Origin of the sequence: [Acidovorax] ebreus TPSY (assembly GCF_000022305.1) — a bacterium.
GTDB classification, from domain to species: Bacteria; Pseudomonadota; Gammaproteobacteria; order Burkholderiales; family Burkholderiaceae_C; genus Diaphorobacter; species Diaphorobacter nitroreducens.
This window is the reverse complement of sequence record NC_011992.1, coordinates 3,644,178-3,664,800: the sequence shown is the minus strand read 5'-3', so window position 1 is coordinate 3,664,800 and position 20,623 is coordinate 3,644,178. Positions and strand designations below refer to the sequence as shown.

General features: G+C 69.2%; 13 protein-coding genes. 5 read left to right on the top strand and 8 right to left on the bottom strand.

Annotated features, from left to right (window positions below):
* Positions 1 to 64: 64 nt before the first annotated feature.
* Complete coding sequence (locus DTPSY_RS17135; protein ID WP_015914629.1) at positions 65 to 1,612, bottom strand: acyl-CoA carboxylase subunit beta; 1,548 nt, start codon at positions 1,610 to 1,612, stop codon at positions 65 to 67.
* A 162-nt stretch (positions 1,613 to 1,774) separates the two neighbouring features.
* Here DTPSY_RS17135 and DTPSY_RS17130 point away from each other — a divergent pair, with 162 nt between their 5' ends.
* Entirely contained in the window at positions 1,775 to 3,424 is a 1,650-nt protein-coding gene (locus DTPSY_RS17130) for a sigma-54 interaction domain-containing protein (protein ID WP_041839098.1), read from the top strand.
* Between the two features lie 32 nt (positions 3,425 to 3,456).
* Here DTPSY_RS17130 and DTPSY_RS17125 read toward each other — a convergent pair whose 3' ends face one another.
* From DTPSY_RS17125 to DTPSY_RS17110, 4 genes are all read right to left on the bottom strand, one after another.
* Positions 3,457 to 4,434 carry a Bug family tripartite tricarboxylate transporter substrate binding protein gene (locus DTPSY_RS17125; protein ID WP_015914627.1) on the bottom strand — a complete coding sequence of 326 codons (978 nt, stop codon included), beginning with the start codon at positions 4,432 to 4,434 and terminating at the stop codon, positions 3,457 to 3,459.
* An 84-nt stretch (positions 4,435 to 4,518) separates the two neighbouring features.
* A complete protein-coding gene (tcuB, locus tag DTPSY_RS17120; RefSeq protein ID WP_015914626.1) occupies positions 4,519 to 5,745 on the bottom strand; it encodes a tricarballylate utilization 4Fe-4S protein TcuB in 1,227 nt (408 codons plus the stop codon).
* 5 nt (positions 5,746 to 5,750) lie between these two features.
* Positions 5,751 to 7,175, bottom strand: a complete 1,425-nt coding sequence (tcuA, locus tag DTPSY_RS17115; protein ID WP_434060552.1) for an FAD-dependent tricarballylate dehydrogenase TcuA — start codon at positions 7,173 to 7,175, stop codon at positions 5,751 to 5,753.
* Between the two features lie 171 nt (positions 7,176 to 7,346).
* Positions 7,347 to 8,321, bottom strand: a complete 975-nt coding sequence (locus tag DTPSY_RS17110) for a LysR substrate-binding domain-containing protein (RefSeq protein WP_015914624.1) — start codon at positions 8,319 to 8,321, stop codon at positions 7,347 to 7,349.
* Between the two features lie 66 nt (positions 8,322 to 8,387).
* On the opposite strand from DTPSY_RS17110, the gene mnmA reads away from it, so the two are divergent.
* On the top strand, positions 8,388 to 9,500 hold the full coding sequence (gene mnmA / locus DTPSY_RS17105) for a tRNA 2-thiouridine(34) synthase MnmA (protein WP_015914623.1): 1,113 nt from the start codon (positions 8,388 to 8,390) through the stop codon (positions 9,498 to 9,500).
* Between the two features lie 237 nt (positions 9,501 to 9,737).
* On the top strand, positions 9,738 to 11,399 hold the full coding sequence (locus DTPSY_RS17100) for an L-lactate permease (RefSeq protein ID WP_015914622.1): 1,662 nt from the start codon (positions 9,738 to 9,740) through the stop codon (positions 11,397 to 11,399).
* 107 nt (positions 11,400 to 11,506) lie between these two features.
* Here DTPSY_RS17100 and ssb read toward each other — a convergent pair whose 3' ends face one another.
* Together ssb and DTPSY_RS17090 are read right to left on the bottom strand one after the other, a co-directional pair.
* Positions 11,507 to 12,052: a single-stranded DNA-binding protein gene (gene ssb, locus DTPSY_RS17095; protein ID WP_015914621.1), complete on the bottom strand. Its 546-nt coding sequence runs from the start codon at positions 12,050 to 12,052 to the stop codon at positions 11,507 to 11,509.
* Positions 12,053 to 12,186: 134 nt separating this feature from the next.
* Positions 12,187 to 13,368: an MFS transporter gene (locus DTPSY_RS17090; protein ID WP_015914620.1), complete on the bottom strand. Its 1,182-nt coding sequence runs from the start codon at positions 13,366 to 13,368 to the stop codon at positions 12,187 to 12,189.
* A 290-nt stretch (positions 13,369 to 13,658) separates the two neighbouring features.
* Between DTPSY_RS17090 and uvrA the strand changes: the two genes are divergently transcribed.
* Positions 13,659 to 16,748 (top strand): excinuclease ABC subunit UvrA, encoded by a 3,090-nt coding sequence (gene uvrA / locus DTPSY_RS17085; RefSeq protein WP_015914619.1) that lies wholly within the window; start codon positions 13,659 to 13,661, stop codon positions 16,746 to 16,748.
* A gap of 235 nt (positions 16,749 to 16,983) precedes the next feature.
* Positions 16,984 to 18,477, top strand: coding sequence for a sodium/proline symporter PutP (putP, locus tag DTPSY_RS17080; RefSeq protein ID WP_011807144.1), 1,494 nt, complete (start codon positions 16,984 to 16,986; stop codon positions 18,475 to 18,477).
* A gap of 61 nt (positions 18,478 to 18,538) precedes the next feature.
* Here putP and DTPSY_RS17075 read toward each other — a convergent pair whose 3' ends face one another.
* Positions 18,539 to 20,500 (bottom strand): methyl-accepting chemotaxis protein, encoded by a 1,962-nt coding sequence (locus DTPSY_RS17075; protein WP_015914618.1) that lies wholly within the window; start codon positions 20,498 to 20,500, stop codon positions 18,539 to 18,541.
* Between the last annotated feature and the right edge of the window lie 123 nt (positions 20,501 to 20,623).

Below are 20,623 nucleotides of genomic sequence, written 5' to 3'. Positions count from 1 at the left end.
TTTAGTGGAATCGGCCTCCAACGCTTGCATATCAAGCGCTGACAGCTATGGTTTTTGGTATGGATCAGGGGCGCAGGCCAAAGCGCGGCGCCCCGGCCTCGCGCAGCGGCGCGGCCAGGTTGGCGAACTCGCACAGCAGCCGGCGCGTGTCGCGCGGGTCGATCACCTCGTCGATGCCGAAGGCCTCGGCCGTGCGGAACGGCGAGGTCAGGCTGCGCACGCGCTGCTCGATCTCGGCGCGCTTTTGCATCGGGTCGTCGGCGCCTTCGATCTCGGCCTTGTAGGCCACCTCGAGCCCGCCCTCTATGGGCAGCGAGCCCCAGTTGGCCGAGGGCCAGGCATAGCGGAAATTGAAGCGCCCCATGTGCTGGTGGCCGGCGGCGGCCACCCCATAGGCGCGGCGCACGATGATGCTGCACCAGGGCACCGTGGCCTGGTAGACGGCGGCCAGCGCGCGCGCGCCGTAGCGCATGATGCCGGCCCGCTCGGCCTCGACGCCGATCTGGAAGCCGGCGATGTCCACCAGGTTCAGCACCGGCAGGTGGAAGGTCTGGGCCAGGTCGACGAAGCGCGTGAACTTCTCGGCCGAGGGGCCGTCCCAGCCGCCGCCGTAGAAATACGGGTCGCTGGCCACCACGGCCACGGGCCAGCCGTCGATGCGTGCCAGGCCCGTGACGATGGCGCGGCCCCACTGGCGGCCCATCTCCAGAAACGAGCCCTGGTCCACCAGGCATTCGACGATGGGCCGGATCTTGTAGACCTTGCGGCCGTCGCGCGGAATGGCCGAGAGCAGCCATTCGTCGCGGCGCGCGGCGTCATCCCGCACCTCGCCGCGCGCGGGCAGCTCGTGCACCGACGGCGGCAGGTAGGACAGGAAACGGCGCACGCGCTCGAAGGCCTCCTCCTCGCTGGCCACCTCGTCGTCCACCACGCCGTTGCGCGTGTGGATCTGGCTGCCGCCCAGCTCCTCCTTGGTCACGTTCTGACCGATGCGCGCCACCACCGGCGGCCCGGCGTTGAACAGCTGGGCCGTGCCCTTGACCATCAGCGAGTAGTGGCTGGACGTCACGCGCGCCGCGCCCATGCCGGCCACCGAGCCCAGCGCCAGCGACACCACGGGCACGGTGGAGAGGTTTTCGACCACCTGGCTCCAGACCTTCATGGTTGGCACGCTGGTATAACCCTTGGTCTCGATGTTGCGCACCGAGCCGCCGCCGCCCGTGCCGTCCACCAGGCGCACCATGGGCAGGCGCAGGTCGTGCGCCATCTTCTCGGCAAAGATCAGCTTGTCGCCCACGGCGCCGTCGTTGGCGCCGCCGCGCACGGTGAAGTCGTCGCCCACCACCACCACGGGTCGCCCGCCGATGCGTGCGCGCCCCATCACCAGGTTGGACGGGGTGAACTCCACCAATCGGCCCAGGCTGTCGTACTGGCCCGAGCCGGTGAGCGAGCCCACTTCCGTGAAGGAATCCGGGTCCGTGCAGGCGCTGATGCGCTCGCGCACCGTCAGCTTGCCCGCGGCCTTGTGGCGCGCCACCTTGTCGTCTCCGCCCATCTTCGCCGCCAGCGCATGGCGGTATGCGATTTCATCCACTTCGGGTTGCCAACTCATGTCATTGCCTCCTGTGTACAAGACAAAGCACAACCCATGCCATTTCGCAAGTGATTGATTTTTATTGAGTTTTCTTGATGGACACAATAAGTGTCCTTCCTGTGGACGCAGACGGTGGACACTGAAGACAATATGTCCGCCAAAAACACATCACAGATACCGATGCAGACAGTCTTTCTTTCCGAGCAGCGGCTTGGCGTCCTCGTCTGGCAGCGCGGTGAGCCCGCGCCCGTGGCGCGGCTTGGGCTGGCGCGCGATCCGCTGCTGTGCGCCGCCGTGGCCGAGAAGCGGGCCGCGCGCGAGCCGGGGCCGGGCACGCTGTTCCATGTGGACGTGCCCGGCGGGCGCGGCGCCAGCGCGCGCTACGCGGTGGTGGCGCTGGGTGACGAGGCCGTGGAGGTCGCCCTGGTGCGCCCGGCCGACGCATCGGCCGCGCTGATCGACTTCGTCGCATCCGTGCCGTTTGCGTTCGCCATCCTGAACATGTTCCTCACCAACCCCTACCAGGCCATCACCGTGGCCGACCACGAGGGCCTGATGCGCTATATCAGCCCGGTGCACGAGAAGTTCCTCGGGCTGGCGCCGGGTGCAGCCATGGGGCGCAAGGCCGAGGAGGTGATACCCAACTCGCGCCTGCCGCAGGTGGCCCGCAGCGGCAAGGCCGAGATCGGCGAAATGCTGCAGCTCGGCCCCGGCGTGACGCGTATCGTCAACCGCATGCCGGTCTTCGAGGGCGGCGCGCTGGTGGGCGCGGTGGGCCAGGTCAGCTTCAGCGGCATGCCGGCGCTCAACCGCATGCAGCAGCGCCTGAACCAGCTGCACGATGAGGTGCAGCACTACAAGCGCGAACTGCACCAGCTCAAGCGCACGCCATCCCCTGGCGCCATGGTGGGCAGCAGCGCGCCCATGCAGCGCCTGGCGCGCGAGATCGACGCCGTGGCGCCGCTGGACGTGCCCGTGCTGATCCTCGGCGAGAGCGGCACCGGCAAGGAACTGGTGGCCCAGGCCCTGCACGCGCGCGGACGCGATGCCCAGGCGCCACTCGTGAGCCTGAACCTCGCCGCGCTGCCCGCGACCCTGATCGAGGCCGAACTCTTCGGCTACGAGGCTGGCGCCTTCACGGGCGGCAAGAAGCAGGGCCAGCCTGGCAAGCTGGAGCAGGCCGAGGGCGGCACGCTGTTCCTCGACGAAGTGGCCGACATACCGATGGAGATCCAGGTCAAGCTGCTGCGCGTGCTGGAGGACCGGCAGGTGCAGCGCCTGGGCGCAAGTGAAGGGCGGCGTGTGAACTTCCGCATTGTCGCTGCCACTCACCGCGATCTACGCGCACTGATCGACAGTGGGCGCTTCCGGCTGGATTTGTTCTACCGCTTGAGCGGCGTCGTGTTGCAGGTGCCGGCGTTGCGCCAGCGCGTGGAGGATATTCCGGCCTTGGTGCAGCGCTTCGCCGAGGCTTTCTGCGAGCGCAATGGCCTCACCTTGCCGCGCATGGCGCCGGGCGTCATGAGCTACCTGGCGCAGCAGAGCTGGCCGGGCAATGTGCGCCAGCTGCGCCAGCGCGTCGAGGAGGCGCTGGTGTTCTGCGACGGCCAGCTGCTGAGCGTCGAGAACTTTGCCCGCCACCAGGATCTGCCGGCCCGGCCGGCGCAGCCGCCCATGGCGCCGCCTGCGCCTGCGGCGATGCCTTTGAGGAGCCTGGAGCACGCGGCCATCCTCGACGCCATTGCGCGCCATGGCGGCAACAAGAAGCGTGCGGCACAGGAGCTGGGCATCTCGCGCTCCTACCTCTACAAGGTATTGGCGGGCGGCTGAGTCCAGAAGCCGTCAGTGCGTGGCAGCGGCGCTCACTGCGCCGTGATCTTGCGCTCGCGCACGATGGCGCCCCACTGGTCGTATTCCTTCTTCATGAAGCTGGCGAGCTCGGCGCGCGTGGTGGGGTGGGGCGACAGGCCGTGCTTGTTCAGGGCCTCCTTCACGCCGGCGTCGTTGAGCGCCTTCACGATCTCCTTGTTCCAGCGGTCCAGCAGCGGCGCGGGCGTCTTGCCCGAGGCCACGAAGGCATACCAGTTCAGCGCCTGAAAGCCCGGGAAGCCCGACTCCGCCACCGTGGGGATGTTCGGCAGGTAGGCCGGGCGCGTCAGGCCGGTGGTGGCCAGCGGAATCAGCTTGCCCGCTTCCACGTGCGGCATGGCGGTGGGCGGCGCGGCGAAGTAGCTGGTCACGCGCTCGCCCAGCAGGTCCTGCAGCGCGGGTGCGCCGCCCTTGTAGGGCACGTGGACCATGTCGATGCCGGCGCGCTGGTTGAACAGCTCGCCCGCCAGGTGCGAGGCCGAGCCCGCGCCGGTGGAGGCATAGTCCACGCTGCCGGGCTTGGCCTTGGACAGTTGCACGAACTCGGCCAGGGTCTTCACGCCCGCGCCCTTGTGCACCACCAGCACGTTGGGGAAGTACACCCCGCCCGAGATCGGCGCCAGGTCCTTGAACGGGTCGTAGGGCAGCTTCATGAGGTGCGGCGCGATGGTCAGCGGACCCACCGAGCCGAACAGCAGCACCGTGCCATCCGAAACGCCCGCGGCAACCTGCTGGTGGGCAATATTGCCGCCCGCGCCGCCCTTGTTCTCCACCACCACGGACTGGCCGATGTTCTCGGCCAGCTTCTTGGCGATCAGGCGGGCCGCCGCGTCGGCTGCGCCCCCGGGCGCAAAGCCCACGACCAGCGTGACCGGCTTGGCCGGCGGAAAGTCCTGCGCCAGTGCCGGGCCGGCCCAGGCGACGGAGGTGAGGGCCACGGCGGCGGCCTGGATCAGGGTGCGTTTTTTCATGGCGAGGCTCCTTTAGTCGTTGTAGGTCAAATGGTGCTCTAGCGCTTATCCATCAAGCGCTAGCAGCTATGGTTTTGGAAGCAATCAATCGCTGCCCAGCCCGATAGGGTTGGGCTGGCGCTTTTCGGTGGTGTGGCGCAGCAGCGCGGCGGTGCGGAACACGCCGTGGGCGAACTTGCCGTAGGGCAGCGTGGCAAAGAGGGCCATCACCGCGCCCAGGTGCAGGCACAGCACCAGGGCCAGCGCGGGCGCGGCCGACGGGGTGATGCGCACCAGCCACAGCGCCAGGCCGCTGGCGGCCACCAGGAACAGCAGGGCGATGAAGCCCAGGTCCATGGGTTTTTGCGCGGCGTCGCCATGGTCGGGGTGGCGCGTGCGGTTCAGGTACCACAGGCCGATCGTGCCCAGCACCAGCATCACGCCGCCCGCCACGCCCAGCAGTTTGGGAATGCTGGGTGCCTCGTAGGGCGCCGGCCAGCCGAAAACGTAGTGGTACACCGTGGCCAGCGAGGTCGCGGCAAAGCACAGCAGGAAGCCGTAGAACGTGAGGTGGTGCGCGCGGCGGCGCTTGAGGGTGTAGGCGTCGTCCTCGTTGTGGCAGCCGTCGCCATGGCCGCCGTCCAGGTACTTCAGGCGCAGCACGTCGTGCGCGGCCTCGGTGGCGGCGGGGGCGCTCACGTCGGCGCCGCTGGTGGCGTGCTTCACGTCCTTCCAGAAGCGGCGCACGCCCATGGACAAGGCCAACACCACGAACAGGAACACCGGCGCGAACAGGCCCACCAGCAGGTTGTGCGGGAACAGGCGGTAGAAGTTGCCGCCCAGGTCCGCGCCCCACAGCGCGCCGAGCCCGCCGCCCTGCAGCGCGGCGCCCAGCACCAGGAACAGCGTGAGCGCGACCACGAGGGCCAGCGACAGCGTGAGGCCGTTGCGGCGGTACAGCCGGCCCAGCGCGGGCGGCCAGGCGTAGTCGGCGTAGGTCTGGCCGCGCACCTGGGCCATGGCCTGCGGGATGTTCACGGCGAATTCGTGCGGCGGCGCGTACTGGCAGGCGTGCAGGCAGGCGCCGCAGTTGTGGCACAGGTTGGCCAGGTAGTGCACGTCGGCCTGGGTGAAGTCCAGGCGGCGCGTCATGGCCGGGAACACGGCGCAAAAGCCCTCGCAGTAGCGGCAGGCGTTGCAGATCTGCATCTGCCGCGCCACCTCGGTCTCGGCGGCGCTCTGCGCCGGCGCGGGCACGATGGGAATCACGCGGGCGGGCCCGCCCTGGGCCAGGCCTATCGCTTCGTCGGTCAGGGATTTCAGGGTTTGCATGGTGTTCAGCCCTCGTCGTTCACCGCGCCGTGCGCGGCAGCCTGGCCCGCGGCGGCCAGCGCGGCGTTGCGCCCGGCGATGCGACCGAAGGCCGTGCCGATCGACATGCCCACGCCCGCGGTGTAGCCCTTGCCCAGCACGTTGCCGGCCATCATTTCGCCCGCCACGAACAGGTTGCGGCTGGGTTGGTCGGCGAAGCGCACGGCGGCGGTGTCGTCGGTGTGCAGGCCCAGGTAGGTGAAGGTGACGCCGGGCTTGAGCGCGTAGCCGTAGAACGGCGCGGTGTCGATGGGCCGCGCCCAGTGCGTCTTGGCGGGCGTCAGGCCCTCGGTGTGGCAGTCGTCCAGCGTGGTGTGGTCGAACTGGCCCACGCGGCAGGCGGCGTTGTAGGCGTTCAGCGTCTGCATGAAGGTTTCTGCGGGCAGGCCGAGCTTGTCGGCCAGCGCGGGCAGGCTGTCGGCCTTCACCCCGGGGAATACCGGCGGCATGAAGCGGCCGATGGCCTTGCTGTCGATGATGGAGTAGCCGATCTGCCCCGGCTGCTGCGCCACCAGGCGGCCCCAGATGGCGTAGCGCTTGGGCCAGAAGTCTTCGCCCTCGTCGTAGAAGCGCTCGCCCTCGCGGTTGACCACCACGCCCAGCGACACGCAGTCGATGCGGGTGCAGATGCCGCCGTCGTACAGCGGCGCGCGTGCGTCGATGGCCACCATGTGCGCCTGCGTGGGGTCGCCGATGCGGTCGGCGCCGTGGTCGTCGAGCAGGTGCTTGAGCAGCACCCCCTTGTTGTAGGCCGTGCCACGGATCAGGAAGTTGTCGGCAGGCCACTCGCCGCGCGCGTTCTGGCCCCAGGCCTCGCGCAGCCATTCGCGGTTGGACTCGAAGCCGCCGGCGGCCAGCACGCAACTCTTGGCGGTGATGCGCCGGCCCTTCACCCAGGCGGCCTGGAAGGTGCCGTTCTCGATCTCGATGCGCTCCACGGGCGATTCGTAGCGCACCTGCACGCCCAGCGCCTCGGCGCTGCGGTAGTAGGCATTCACCAGCGCCTTGCCGCCGCCCATGAAGAAGGCATTGGTGCGCGCCACGTGCAGCGTGCCGGCCAGCGCGGGCTGAAAGTGCACCCCGTGGCGGCGCATCCAGGGGCGGCAGGTGCTGGACGCGCGGATCACCAGGCGCGCCAGGTGCTCGTTGGTCTGGCCGCCGGTCACCTTCAGCAGGTCCTGCCAGTACTCCTCTTCAGGGTAGGCATCGACCAGCACGTCCTGCGGCGCGTCGTGCATGCAGCGCAGGTTGCGGGTGTGGGCGGAGTTGCCGCCGCGCCAGGCGCGCGGGGCCGATTCCAGCAGCAGCACGCGGCTGCCGGCCTCGCGGGCCATCAGCGCGGCGCACAGGGCGGCGTTGCCGCCGCCGATGACCAGGACATCGGTGTCCATCGGGGGAGATTGCATAGATTTCGCTCGTGGGGGCGCACCCCGGGGCGAGGGGCGCAGCAGTCGAGCGTGGACTGTAGGCAGCGGCCCGCCAGCCGTGCAGCCGCGGGCGGGTATGGGGGTATCACGAACGGTGATGGCTGCGCGCCCGGGCGCGACGCCCGAAAGCAGCCGCTACGGGGCGGGAACCCCTGCCGGTGCCTGCGCCAGCAGTGAGGTGCCGATCCAGCGGCCCTCCGTGACCAGGCCGCGTGCACAGTCCAGCAGCACCACGCGCGCGGCCAGTGCGGCGGGGGACAGCTCTTCGTCCGGCAGGCTGCACAGCAGGTTCACGCGCCGCGCCGGCGCGCCCGTGAGGCGCGCGCACTGAAAGCGCGTGGCCGCGTCCGGGTAGCGGCCCAGTGCCGCCCAGGGCTGCAGCGTGGAGCCCAGGCCGGCGTCCACCGCGGCCATCACCATGGCCAGCGAGTCCACTTCCAGCACTACATGCGGCGCGATGCCCGCGCTGGCAAAGGCCGTGTCCAGCGTGCTGCGCAGGCCGTGCGGGCCGGTGGGCAGGATGAGTGGCTCCTCGCGCAGCTCGGTGATCGCCACCTCGGCGGCCAGGCGCGGGGCGGCGGCGCCGCGCATCAGGAACAGGTCTTCCTCCAGCAGCGGCTGGATTTGCCAGCGCTGGGTGCGCCCGGCCAGCTGCGCCTGGTGCAGGCGCGAGTCGAACAGCACGGCCAGGTCCAGCTCGCGCGCATGCAGCATGGCCGAGAGGTGGCCCGACATGCCCTCCACCATGTGCAGCCGCACGTCGGGGTAGCGCGCGTGCATGGCCTGCATCAGCGGCAGCCCCAACAGCGCCGAGGTGGTGGGCGCCAGGCCGACGGTGACGGTGCCCGACAGCCGCGCCTGCTGGGCGGCGCGCACGGCCTGCTCGGCATGGCGCAGGGTGAGCTGCGCCTCGCGGAAGAACGCGGCCCCGGCCTCGGTGGGGGCCACGCCGCGCGGCGTGCGGTGCAGCAGGCGCGTGGCCAGCTCACCCTCCAGCCGCGTGATCTGCTGGCTCAGCGCGGACTGCACCAGGTTCAGGTCGAGCGCGGCGCGGCTCATGGAGCCCAGCTCCACCACCCGCACGAAATATCGCAATTGCCGCAGTTCCATCGTCTCCAACACCCGGTTGACCCCAGGCGCCGCCCGGCCGGGGTGGGCTGGGATAATCGCACAGATATGACGAAACACCGGGTCGTGGTGGGCCTGTCGGGGGGCGTGGACTCCGCCGTCACGGCGCACCTTCTCAAGCAACAGGGCCACGAGGTGGTCGGCATCTTCATGAAGAACTGGGAAGATGACGACGACAGCGAGTTCTGCTCCAGCCGCCAGGACTTCCTGGACGCGGCCAGCGTGGCCGACGTGATCGGCATCGAGATCGAGCACGTCAACTTTGCCGCCGAGTACAAGGACCGGGTGTTCGCCGAGTTCCTGCGCGAGTACCAGGCCGGCCGTACGCCCAACCCGGACGTGCTGTGCAACGCCGAGATCAAGTTCAAGGCCTTCCTGGACCACGCCATGCGCCTGGGCGCCGAGAAGATCGCCACCGGCCACTACGCGCGCGTGCGGCAGAACCCGGCCACGGGCCTGTTCGAGCTGCTCAAGGGGTTGGACCCGTCCAAGGACCAGAGCTACTTTCTGCACCGCCTGAACCAGGCGCAGCTGTCCAAGACGCTGTTCCCCGTGGGCGACCTGCACAAGACCGAGGTGCGCCGCATCGCTGCCGACATCGGCCTGCCCAACGCCAAGAAGAAGGACTCCACCGGCATCTGCTTCATCGGCGAGCGGCCGTTCCGCGAGTTCCTCAACCGCTACATCCAGCATGCGCCCGGCCCCATCCTGGACGACCGCGGGCGCAAGCTGGGCCGCCACGTGGGCCTGTCGTTCTACACGCTGGGCCAGCGGCAGGGCTTGGGGATCGGCGGTGTCAAGGAGAAAGGCGCGCAACGCGGCGCGGGCGACCATGCGCCCTGGTTCGTGGCCCGCAAGGAGCTGGAGACGAACACCCTGCGCGTGGTGCAGGGCCACGAGCACCCGTGGCTGCTGTCGCACCGCCTGGATGCGCAGGACGCGAGCTGGATTGCCGGCCATCCGCCCGCAGCAGGCGCCTGCGCCGCCAAGACGCGTTACCGTCAGCAGGACGCCGCCTGCACGGTGCTGGCCGCACAGGGCGACGCCTTCAGCCTGCAGTTCCCTGAGGCGCAGTGGGCTGTGACGCCGGGCCAGTCGGCCGTGCTGTACGACGGTGAGGTGTGCCTGGGCGGTGGGGTGATCGCGGCCGTGAACGGCTGAAAGCCCGCCCGGGGGGCGTAGGCGACATCAGGGGATACCCGAATAGCCGGGATGCCGGACCTGCGTCCTTGCTATGGTGTGAAATTGCTTCAGCACCGTTCTCCGGTTTTTTCACGCTGCGTCGCGGGCGGGCTTTCTACAGTCTCGTCCGCGCCGCTCCAGCCGGTTGACCTCCGGTACTGGGCGTGCGAGGCATTTCTCCTTCCAAAACCGGGACAACAACAGGGGGCACAGGCTATGGTCTGGCAACAAATCTACGACCCACTGGGCAATATGGTCATCTCCACCGCACTGGCCGCGCTGCCGGTGGTGGTCATGCTCGCGGCCTTGGGCTTTTTCCACATCAAGGCGCATATCGCGGCAGGCATGGGCCTGATCACGGCGCTGCTCGTGGCGATCTTCGTCTACGGCATGCCGGGCGACATGGCCGGCCGTGCGGCGCTGTTCGGTGGTTTCACCGGCCTGCTGCCCATCGGCTGGATCGTGCTGAACATCATCTTCCTGCACCAGCTCACCGAGCAGAACGGCAGCTTCGCTGTGCTGCAGGACTCGCTGTCGGGCATCACCGAGGACCGGCGCATCCAGCTGCTGCTGATCGCCTTTTGCTTCGGCGCGTTCTTTGAAGGCGCGGCCGGCTTCGGCACCCCCGTGGCGGTGACGGCGGCCATCCTGATCGGCCTGGGCTTCTCGCCGCTGGCGGCCTCGGGCCTGTCGCTGATCGCCAATACGGCGCCGGTGGCCTTTGGCGCCCTGGGCACGCCGGTGATCACGCTGGCCAAGGTGCACGGCTACGACCTGATGGAGGTGACGGCCATGATCGGCCGCCAGCTGCCCTTCTTCTCGCTGCTGGTGCCGTTTTGGCTGATCTGGGCCTTCGCCGGCCGCAAGGGCATGATGGAAATCTGGCCGGCCATCCTGGTGACGGGCGTGTCCTTCGCCATTCCTCAGTTCCTGGTGTCCAACTTCATCGGGCCCGAACTGGTGGACATCATCGCCGCCATCGTCTCCATGGTCTGCCTGGTGGCCTTCCTGCGCGTGTGGAAGCCCAAGACGGTGTGGACGTCGCCCTCGCTGCGCGGGCATGACCCCAGCGCCGCAGAGGCCAAGCCGCCGCAGCCGGTCAAGCGCCACAGCACCCAGGCGTTGGTGGCCGCCTGGACCCCCTGGGTCATCCTGTCGGTGTTCGTGTTCATCTGGGGCCTGCCCTCGGTCAAGGCCTGGCTCAATGGCATCTTCGCGCCGGCCTTCCCCATGGCCGGGCTGCACAACCTGATCGAGAAGGTGCCGCCCGTGGTGCCCGCGCCGCACAAGGAGGCCGCCGTCTACACGCTGAACCTGCTGTCGGCCACCGGCACGGGCATCCTGCTGTCGGCCGTGGTGAGCGCGCTGGTCATGAAGTACAACCCGGTGGCCATCGTCACCACGTTCTTCCGCACCTTCTGGCTGGTGCGCTACTCGCTGCTCACCATCGTGCTGATGCTGGCGCTGGGTACGCTCACGCGCTATTCGGGCACCGACACCACGCTGGGCCTGGCTTTTGCCAATACCGGCGTGCTGTACCCGTTCTTTGGCACGCTCATGGGCTGGATCGGCGTGGCGCTCACGGGATCGGACACGGCCTCCAACGTGCTCTTCGGTGGCATGCAGAAGGTGGCAGCCGAGCAATTGGGCCTGTCGGCCAACCTGATGGGCGCAGCCAACAGCTCGGGCGGCGTGATGGGCAAGATGATCGACGCGCAGTCCATCGTCGTGGCCTCCACCGCCACCCGCTGGTTCGACCACGAGGGCGACATCCTGCGCTACGTGTTCTTCCACTCCATCGCGCTGGCCTGCCTGGTGGGCCTGTACGTGACGATGCAGGCCTATGTCTGGCCGTTCTCCCTCATGGTGGTGCACTGATTTGAGTGTTTTCGGGCTGCAGCGCTTGTCCATCCAGCGCGAGCAGCTATCACCACCATAGCAAACGGGCGCCCCAGGGCGCCCGTTGTGCTTGGTGCGAGGCCGAATCAGAACGGAATGTCGTCGTCCATGTCGTCAAAGCCCGATGCGGCGCGCGGCGGCTGTGCCACGGGCGCGGGTGCGGGGCGGGCCGCGGGGGGGGCGGGGCGCGGCGCGGGTGCGGCGCGGCGCGGGGCCTCGTAGCCGCCACCACCACCGCCGCCGTTGTCGCCGTAGCCGCTGTCGTCATAGCCGCCGCCCTGGCCGCCGCCCATGCCCTGGCGGCTGCCCAGCATCTGCATGGTGTCGGCGCGGATTTCGGTGGTGTAGCGCTCCTGGCCGCTCTGGTCGGTCCATTTGCGCGTGCGCAGGCTGCCTTCCACGTAGATCTGGGAGCCCTTGCGCAGGTACTGGCCCACGATCTCGGCCAGGCGGCCGTTGAAGACCACGCTGTGCCATTCGGTGGCTTCCTTGTTCTCGCCGGTGTTCTTGTCGCGCCAGCGGTCCGTCGTGGCGATGCGCACGTTGGCGACCTGGTCGCCGCTGGGGAAGGTGCGCATCTCGGGGTCGCGCCCCAGGTTGCCGACGATGATGACTTTGTTCACGGATGCCATGAAAAATCCTTGTGCTTAGCCCGGACGGCAGGGAAGGGTTCCGGGCCAGATGAGTCCAACAGGCGACCCCTGCGAGGCCGCAGGTGCGCAGCATAGCGGCTTGCACGCCGCCGGTGCGCCGGAGGGTGAAAAAATCAGTGGCCGCCGCCGCGTCCCACCGGCCGCAGCGGCCAGGTGATGAGCAGCCACAGGGCCGTGAGCACGGCGGTGGCGGTGAACAATCCCGGCGCGCCCGCCCACTTCGCCAGCGCGCCGCCCAGCGCGCCGCCCGCGAACAGGCCCAGCGACTGCAGCGTGTTGTAGGCGCCCAGCGCCGCGCCGCGCAGGTTGGCCGGCGCCATGCGCGACACCAGACTGGGCTGCGTGGCTTCCAGCGCGTTGAAGCCGCAGAAGAAGATGAACAGCAGCGCCGCCACCGGCATCAGCGATGGCGCAGCGCCTCCGGCCGCCAGCAGGCCAAAGCCCATCTGCACCACCAGCACCAGTCCAATGGCGACCAGCAGCGCCGCGCGCAGCCGTCCGCGCCGCTCCATGGCAAACAGCCCGCCCATGGCGACGAAGGACAGCACCACCGCCGGCAGGTACACCTGCCAGTGCGCGTCCTTGGGCAAGCCGGCCTGCACCAGCAGGGCCGGCACGGCCACCCACATGGCCATCTGCACCGTGTGCAGCACGAACACGCCCAGGTTCAGGCGCAGCAGGTCGGCATGGCGCCACACGTCGGCCAGGCGCCCGCGCGGTGCGTCGGCATGCTGCACCGGCTCGGGCGGCACCATCCACAGCACCACGGCCACGCCGCCCAGCGCCAGCGCGCAGGTCAGGCCGAAGAGGCCGGCCAGGCCGATGTGGGTGGCCAGCAGCGGCGCCGCCACCAGGGCGATGGCGAACATCAGCCCGATGCTGGCGCCCACCAGTGCCATGGCCTTGGTGCGCACTGCGTCGCGTGTCTGGTCGGCCAGCAGCGCCGTGACGGCGGCGGACACCGCGCCCGCACCCTGCAGCGCGCGCCCCACCAGCAGCCCCATCACCGAATCGGCCAGCGCGGCGAGCAGGCTGCCCGCGGCGAAGACCAGCAGCCCCAGGACGATGACACGCTTGCGCCCGAAGCGGTCCGACGCCATGCCCAGCGGCAGCTGCAGCACCGCCTGCGTGAGCCCGTAGATCCCCATGGCCAGCCCCACCAGGGCGGGGTCGTCGCCGCCCGGGTACTTGCGGGCTTCGAGGGCAAAGACCGGCAGCACCAGGAACAGGCCCAGCATGCGCAGCGCGAAGATCAGCGCCAGGCTGACGCTGGCGCGGCGCTCCATCGGGGTCATGGCGGTGGAGGGCGGAGTGGGTGTGGTGGTGTCCGGCACGGGCGCGGGGGCAAGTCAAAGCGGTGATTCTCGCCCATGGCCGGGCCGCATGCGGCAGGGCGGGCCATAGCGGCGTGCGGCGGGTGGGTCATGAAATCGCGGTCAGATGCAATACAGATGAGCGCAAACAGCTATTTTTTTGGGAGCATTGGCATGGCTTACCAGGCTGACGCCCAGGGCGCTCCGGCCCCGGCTTCTGCGCGGGCGGGGTGGGTGACCTATCATCGTGCGTTTGCCTCCAGGCACGCGCGATGCCCACCTTCGAGCCACCCTCCGACGATCGTCAACCTTCGCCTGCCGATGCGGCCGGAGGGCGCCCACTGGCGCAGGTCCTGCGCGAGCAGCGCATCAGCATCCGCGGGGCGCGCACGCACAACCTCAAGAACATCGACCTGGACATTCCGCGCAACCAGCTCGTGGTGATCACCGGGCTGTCGGGCTCGGGCAAGTCCAGCCTGGCGTTCGACACGCTGTATGCCGAAGGGCAGCGCCGCTATGTGGAGAGCCTGTCGGCCTATGCGCGGCAGTTCCTGGGGCGGCTGGACAAGCCCGATGTGGACCTGATCGAGGGTCTGTCGCCGGCCATTTCCATCGAGCAGAAGGCCACCAGCCACAATCCGCGCTCCACCGTGGGCACGGTGACCGAGATCCACGACTACCTGCGCCTGCTGTTCGCGCGCGCGGGCACGCCGTACTGCCCGGACCACGGCCTGCCGCTGTCGTCGCAGACCGTGAGCCAGATGGTGGATGCGGTGCTGGCCTTGCCCGAGGACACCAAGCTCATGTTGCTGGCGCCCGTGGCGCGCCAGAAGAAGGGTGAGTTCGCCGAGCTGTTCATGCAGATGCAGGCGCTGGGCTACGTGCGCTTTCGCGTGGACGGGCAGATCTACGAGCACGAAAGCCTGCCGCAGCTCAAGAAGACCGAGAAGCACGACATCGACGTGGTGATCGACCGCTTGAAGGTGCGCCCCGACGCCCAGCAGCGCCTGGCCGAGAGCATCGAGGCCGCCCTGCGGGTGGGCGGGCACGAGGGCAACGGCCGGGTACTGGCGCTGGAGATGGACTCGGGCCAGGAGCACCTGTTTTCCAGCAAGTTCGCCTGCCCGGTGTGCAGCTACTCGCTGCCTGAGCTGGAGCCACGCCTGTTTTCGTTCAACTCGCCCACGGGCGCCTGCCCCGCCTGCGACGGCCTGGGCCAGCAGGAGGTGTTCGACCCCGCGCGCGTGGTGGCTTTCCCGGCCATCAGCCTCGCCAGCGGCGCCATCAAGGGCTGGGACCGGCGCAACGGTTACTACTTCGCCATGCTGGAGAGCCTGGCGCGGCATTACGGCTTTGATGTGGAGACGCCCTTCGAGGAGTTGCCCGAACGCGTGCGCGAGGTCATCCTGCACGGTTCGGGCGAGGAAGAGATCGCCTTCAGCTACCTGCTGGACAGCGGCCCGAACAAGGGCAAGCCCATCGTCAAGAAGCACCCCTTCGAGGGCATCCTGCCCAACATGGCGCGGCGCTACCGCGACACGGACTCGGCCGTGGTGCGCGAAGACCTCGCGCGCTACCGCAGCGCGCAGCCCTGCCCCGAATGCCACGGCGCACGCCTGCGCCGCGAGGCGCGCCATGTGAAGGTGGGCGAGGGCGACGCCGCGCTGGGCATCTACGACGTGAGCCACCGCACGCTGGCGGACGCGCTGCAGTGGTTCGCGTCGCTGCAGCTGGCCGGCGCCAAGGCCGAGATTGCCGGCAAGATCGTGCGCGAGATCGCCGCGCGCCTCACCTTCCTGAACGACGTGGGCCTGTCCTACCTGAGCCTGGACCGCAGCGCCGAGACGCTCTCGGGCGGCGAGGCGCAGCGCATTCGCCTGGCCTCGCAGATCGGCAGCGGCCTGACCGGCGTGATGTACGTGCTGGACGAACCCAGCATCGGCTTGCACCAGCGCGACAACGACCGGCTGATCGCCACCCTCACGCGGCTGCGCGACCTGGGCAACAGCGTGATCGTGGTGGAGCACGACGAGGACATGATCCGCGCCGCCGACCACTGCGTGGACATGGGGCCCGGCGCGGGCGTGCATGGCGGTCGCGTGATGGCGCAGGGCACCTACGACGAGCTGTGCGCCAACCCGCAATCGCTCACCGGACAGTACCTGAGCGGCGCCAAGACCCTGCCGGTGCCTGCGCGGCGCACGCCCTGGCTGCCCGTGTTGCAACAGAGCGCCGCAGCGCCCGAACCCGACAAGAAGCCCAAGTCGCGTTTTCCCGAGACGGCTGCCAGCTTGCGCAAGAAGGAGCGCCTGGCCGAGCACCGCGCCACGCAGGGGCAATTGCAGGCGCTGCGCGTGGTGGGCGCCACGGGGCACAACCTGAAGGGCGTGAGCGTGCAGTTCCCGGTGGGGCTGTTCACCTGCGTGACGGGTGTGTCCGGCTCGGGTAAGAGCACGCTGGTCAACGACACGCTGCACAAGGCCGTGGCGCGCCAGCTTTACCGCGCGCACGACGAGCCCGAAGCGCATGAAACCATCGAGGGGCTGGAGTATTTCGACAAGGTCATCAACGTCGACCAGAGCCCCATCGGCCGCACGCCGCGCAGCAACCCGGCCACCTACACGGGCCTGTTTACGCCAATCCGCGAGTTGATGGCCGAGACCACCACCGCCAAGGAGCGCGGCTACGGCCCCGGGCGCTTCTCCTTCAACGTGGCGCAGGGCTCGGGGGGCGGGCGCTGCGAGGCCTGCCAGGGCGACGGCGTGGTGAAGGTGGAGATGCACTTCCTGCCCGACGTGTACGTACCCTGCGACGTGTGCCACGGCCAGCGCTACAACCGCGAGACGCTGGAGGTGCAGTGGAAGGGCAAGAACATCGCCCAGATCCTGGACCTGACGGTGGAGGACGCCCACGCCTTCTTCAAGGACGTGCCCACGATCGCGCGCAAGCTGCAGACGCTGCTGGACGTGGGCTTGTCTTATATCCGCCTGGGCCAGAGCGCCACCACGCTCTCGGGCGGCGAGGCGCAGCGCGTGAAGCTGGCGCAGGAACTCTCCAAGCGCGACACCGGCCGCACGCTCTACATCCTGGACGAGCCCACCACCGGCCTGCATTTTGCCGACATCGACCTGCTGCTCAAGGTACTGCTGCAGCTGCGCGACGCGGGCAACACCATCATCGTCATCGAGCACAACCTGGACGTCATCAAGACCGCCGACTGGGTGATCGACATGGGCCCCGAAGGCGGGGCCGGTGGCGGCACCGTGGTGGCCGAGGGCACGCCCGAGCAGGTGGCCCACAATGCGGCCAGCCACACGGGCCGCTACCTGGCGCCATACCTGTCTGCCGCCCCAAATCAGTAGTAACCCTGAGGTTTTGCGCCGCCGGCAGTTACAGTTGCGCGCCGCGGCGGAGTGTTTCACGACGCCAGCGCGGCTTTATGGCGAATGATTGGGCGCGGGCTCTGGAATCGTCGCGCCACTTCGCTGACCGGCGCTTGCCGGCACGGCAGCCCCCGGCCTCCGCGCCGGCTTCTCCTCCACCTTTTTTTGGCAGGATTTCGCGGCGCGCAGCGCGCCCCGCGGGCCTGGACGTTTCATGAACCTGCTAGACCCGACCGTCATCACCTTCGGCATCTACCTGCTGGCCATGCTGTTCATCGGCTGGCTGGGCTACCGCGCGACGACCGACCTCTCCGACTACATCCTGGGCGGGCGCAGCCTGGGCAGCTTCGTCACTGCGCTGTCGGCCGGCGCGTCCGACATGAGCGGCTGGCTGCTCATGGGCCTGCCCGGCGCGGTGTACCTGAGCGGACTGAGCGAGGCGTGGATCGCCATCGGCCTGACCATCGGCGCCTACCTCAACTGGCGCCTCGTGGCCGCGCGGCTGCGCCTGTACACCGAGCGCACCAACAACGCCCTCACGTTGCCCGACTACCTGGCCTCGCGCTTCGAGGACGGCGCGAACGTGCTGCGCCTGGTGACCACGGCGGTGATCCTGGTGTTCTTCACCATCTACTGCGCCTCGGGCGTGGTGGCGGGTGCGCGCCTGTTCGAGAGCATGTTCGGCCTGCCCTACCAGACAGCCCTGTGGGTCGGGGCGCTGTGCACCATCGCCTACGTGTTCATCGGTGGCTTCCTGGCGGTGAGCTGGACGGACACCATCCAGGCCTCGCTGATGATCACCGCGCTGATCCTGGCGCCCGTGGTGGCCTACTTCGCCGTCACCGGCGAACTGCAGGCGGGCCAAAGCCTCACCGAGATGATCGGTGCGCAGAAGCTCGACCTGATGCACAACGCCAGCGTGATCGGCGTGGTCTCGCTCATGGCCTGGGGCCTGGGCTACTTCGGCCAGCCGCACATTCTGGTGCGTTTCATGGCGGCGGATTCGGTGGCCTCCATCCCGCGCGCGCGCCGCATCGGCATGACCTGGATGGTGCTGTGCCTGGGCGGCGCGGTGGCTGTGGGCCTGGTCGGCATCCCGTACTTCGCGGTGCACACGCAGCAGGCCGCCGGCGTGCAGGCCAATGCCGAGACGGTGTTCATCGAGATCGCGCGCCAGCTCTTCAACCCCTGGATCGCCGGCCTGCTGCTGGCGGCCATTCTGGCGGCGGTGATGAGCACGCTGTCGTGCCAGCTGCTGGTGTGCTCCAGCGCGCTGACCGAGGACATCTACCGCGTGTTCCTGCGCAAGAACGCCACGCAGCGCGAGCTGGTGTGGGTGGGCCGAGCGATGGTGTTCGCCATCGCCGTGGTGGCGATCGTCATCGCGGGCAACCCCAACAGCCGCGTGCTGTCGATGGTGAGCTACGCCTGGGCGGGCTTCGGCGCGGCATTCGGGCCAGTCATCCTGCTGTCGCTGTTCTGGCGCGGCATGACGCGCAACGGCGCGCTGGCCGGCATCGTGGTCGGTGCCGTGACGGTGGTGGTGTGGAAGCAGGGCGGCTGGCTGGGGCTGTACGAGATCGTGCCCGGCTTCGTTCTGGGCGCGCTGGCCGTGGTGCTGGTGAGCAAGCTGGGCAAGCAACCCTCGCCCGCCATGCTGCAGCGCCACGACGCGGTGGACGCCGAGATGGCGCGTCTGCAAGCCTGAGGTGATTGCGGGTTTGAGGTAAAGTGGCCTCAAACCCTTTCTGGATAAGCGCTAACAGCTATTAATTGGATAGCGCAACGGCGTGCGGTCGTTCGCCCAGCTTGAACACCGCCACGCCCTCCACCAGCTCCTGCGCCTGGCTGCGCAGGCTGGCGGCGGCGGCGGCCATCTCTTCGACCAGCGCGGCGTTCTGCTGCGTGGTCTGGTCCATCTGGCTCACGGCCTCGCCCACCTGGGCCACGCCCAGAGACTGTTCGCGGCTGGCGTTGCTGATCTCGCCCATGATGTCGTTGACGCGGCGCACGGCGGTCACCACATCTTCCATGGTCTTGCCGGCGCGCTCCACCAGCGCATTGCCGCGTTCCACGTCATGCACGCTGGCGGAGATCAGCTCCTTGATCTCGCGCGCAGCGCCCGCGCTGCGCTGCGCCAGGCTGCGCACCTCGCTGGCCACCACGGCAAAGCCGCGGCCCTGCTCGCCGGCACGTGCGGCCTCCACGGCGGCGTTCAGCGCCAGGATGTTGGTCTGGAACGCGATCGAATCGATCACCCCGATGATGTCCGCGATCTTGCCGGACGAGCTGTGGATGCCGTGCATGGTCTGCACCACCTGCGCCACCACCTCCCCACCCTGCGCGGCCACGCCGCTGGCGCTGGTGGCCAGCTCGCTGGCACGCGCGGCGCTGTCGGCGTTCTGGCGCACGGTCGCGGTCATCTGCTCCATCGATGCGGCGGTCTCTTCCAGGGCGCTGGCCTGGCTTTCGGTGCGGGCTGCCAGGTCGGTGTTGCCCTGCGCAATCTGCGCGCTGGCCGTGGCCACGCCCTCCGCGCCCTGGCGCACGCGGCCCACCACCTCGGTGAGCTGGCGGCGCATCTGCAACAGCGCGGCGATCAGGCGGCCCATTTCGTTGCTGCCGTGGGCGATGTCGCTGCCCGACAAGTCACCGCGCGCCACGGCGCGGGCCAGCTCCACCGCCTGCGCCACCGGCTGCGTGATGGAGCGCACGAAGACCAGCATCAGCACCGTGGCGCCCGCCAGCGTGCCCAGCAGTGCCAGCGCCTGCCATGCCAGCGTGGCGCGCAGGCGGTCGATGCGCGCCTGCAGGGCCTCGTCCACGCCCTGCATGGCCTGGGCGTTCAGTGCATACAGCGCGTCGATGGTGCGGGTGTAGGTGTCGAAATACTCCTGCGCGGGCAGCGTCAGCGTGTCGGCCTGCAGCAGGGCCTTGTCGGCCAGGGCCAGCGTGGCCGTGATTTGCGCGTCCAGCGTGCGCGCGGGCGCGCCCAGCGTGGCCGCAAAGGCAGGGCTCGCCTCGGTGGCGCGCGCCAAGTTGCGCAGCGTGTCGCCCTGCAGCTCCACCACGCGCTGGCGCAGCGACTGCAGCAGCCCCTTGGCCTCCAGCGGCAGCTCGCCGCCGCGGCCCAGGAAGCCCACGCCCTGGGCGCGCATCACGCCCAGCTTCTCACCCAGCTGCGGCGCATGCACCAGCGAGGCCTGGATCAGCGCGTTGGTGGCGAAGTCGGGGTCCAGCTGCAGCTCGTAGCTGTGCAGCAGCTGCTCGCCGGTCTGCAGCAGCGACGTGATCAGCGCCGTGTGCTGCGCCGTGCTTTGCGCGGCCGGCAGCGAGCGTGCGGCCACGGCCGGCTCCAGCTGCTGCCAGGCCTGCTGGGCGCGCTGCCAGGCGTCGCGCTGGGCCGCGGGCACCTGCGCCGCGTCCAGGCGGGCGGTGGCCTCGGCGAAGGCTTTGTTCACCGCATCGCGCGCGGCCGGGCGCCGGGCGGCCAAGGTCTCGTCGCCGCCCAGCATGCCGTTGGACAGGCCGCGGTGCACCTGCAGCCCCTGCACCACCTTGTGCAGCGCCAGCAGCGGCGGGGCGCCACGGGCCTCGTGGCGAGCGCGCGCCAGGTCGTCGAGCGCGCCGCTCACGAACAGCCAGGTGGGCACGGCGCTCATGAGGATGCCGGCGAGGCCCAGGATGAGGAATTTGTAAAGCAGCGGCAGGCGCTGAGAAAGCGAGGTCATAGCGGGAACCTTTCCTTGTCCGCGAGACCGCCGAGTGGGCGGGCGAGACAAAGAGATGTCAAGGACGTGTAACGTAATGTTATTCGGCAAAAACCGGCCTGTCCTTGAACGAGTTCAGCTTTT

Bases quoted from the DNA above. Each gene is read 5' to 3' on its own strand.
- DTPSY_RS17135 (WP_015914629.1), bottom strand. From the start codon at position 1,612: ATGAGTTGGCAACCCGAAGTGGATGAAATCGCATACCGCCATGCGCTG.
- DTPSY_RS17130 (WP_041839098.1), top strand. From the start codon at position 1,775: ATGCAGACAGTCTTTCTTTCCGAGCAGCGGCTTGGCGTCCTCGTCTGG.
- DTPSY_RS17125 (WP_015914627.1), bottom strand. From the start codon at position 4,434: ATGAAAAAACGCACCCTGATCCAGGCCGCCGCCGTGGCCCTCACCTCC.
- tcuB (WP_015914626.1), bottom strand. From the start codon at position 5,745: ATGCAAACCCTGAAATCCCTGACCGACGAAGCGATAGGCCTGGCCCAG.
- tcuA (WP_434060552.1), bottom strand. From the start codon at position 7,175: ATGGACACCGATGTCCTGGTCATCGGCGGCGGCAACGCCGCCCTGTGC.
- DTPSY_RS17110 (WP_015914624.1), bottom strand. From the start codon at position 8,321: ATGGAACTGCGGCAATTGCGATATTTCGTGCGGGTGGTGGAGCTGGGC.
- mnmA (WP_015914623.1), top strand. From the start codon at position 8,388: ATGACGAAACACCGGGTCGTGGTGGGCCTGTCGGGGGGCGTGGACTCC.
- DTPSY_RS17100 (WP_015914622.1), top strand. From the start codon at position 9,738: ATGGTCTGGCAACAAATCTACGACCCACTGGGCAATATGGTCATCTCC.
- ssb (WP_015914621.1), bottom strand. From the start codon at position 12,052: ATGGCATCCGTGAACAAAGTCATCATCGTCGGCAACCTGGGGCGCGAC.
- DTPSY_RS17090 (WP_015914620.1), bottom strand. From the start codon at position 13,368: ATGACCCCGATGGAGCGCCGCGCCAGCGTCAGCCTGGCGCTGATCTTC.
- uvrA (WP_015914619.1), top strand. From the start codon at position 13,659: ATGCCCACCTTCGAGCCACCCTCCGACGATCGTCAACCTTCGCCTGCC.
- putP (WP_011807144.1), top strand. From the start codon at position 16,984: ATGAACCTGCTAGACCCGACCGTCATCACCTTCGGCATCTACCTGCTG.
- DTPSY_RS17075 (WP_015914618.1), bottom strand. From the start codon at position 20,500: ATGACCTCGCTTTCTCAGCGCCTGCCGCTGCTTTACAAATTCCTCATC.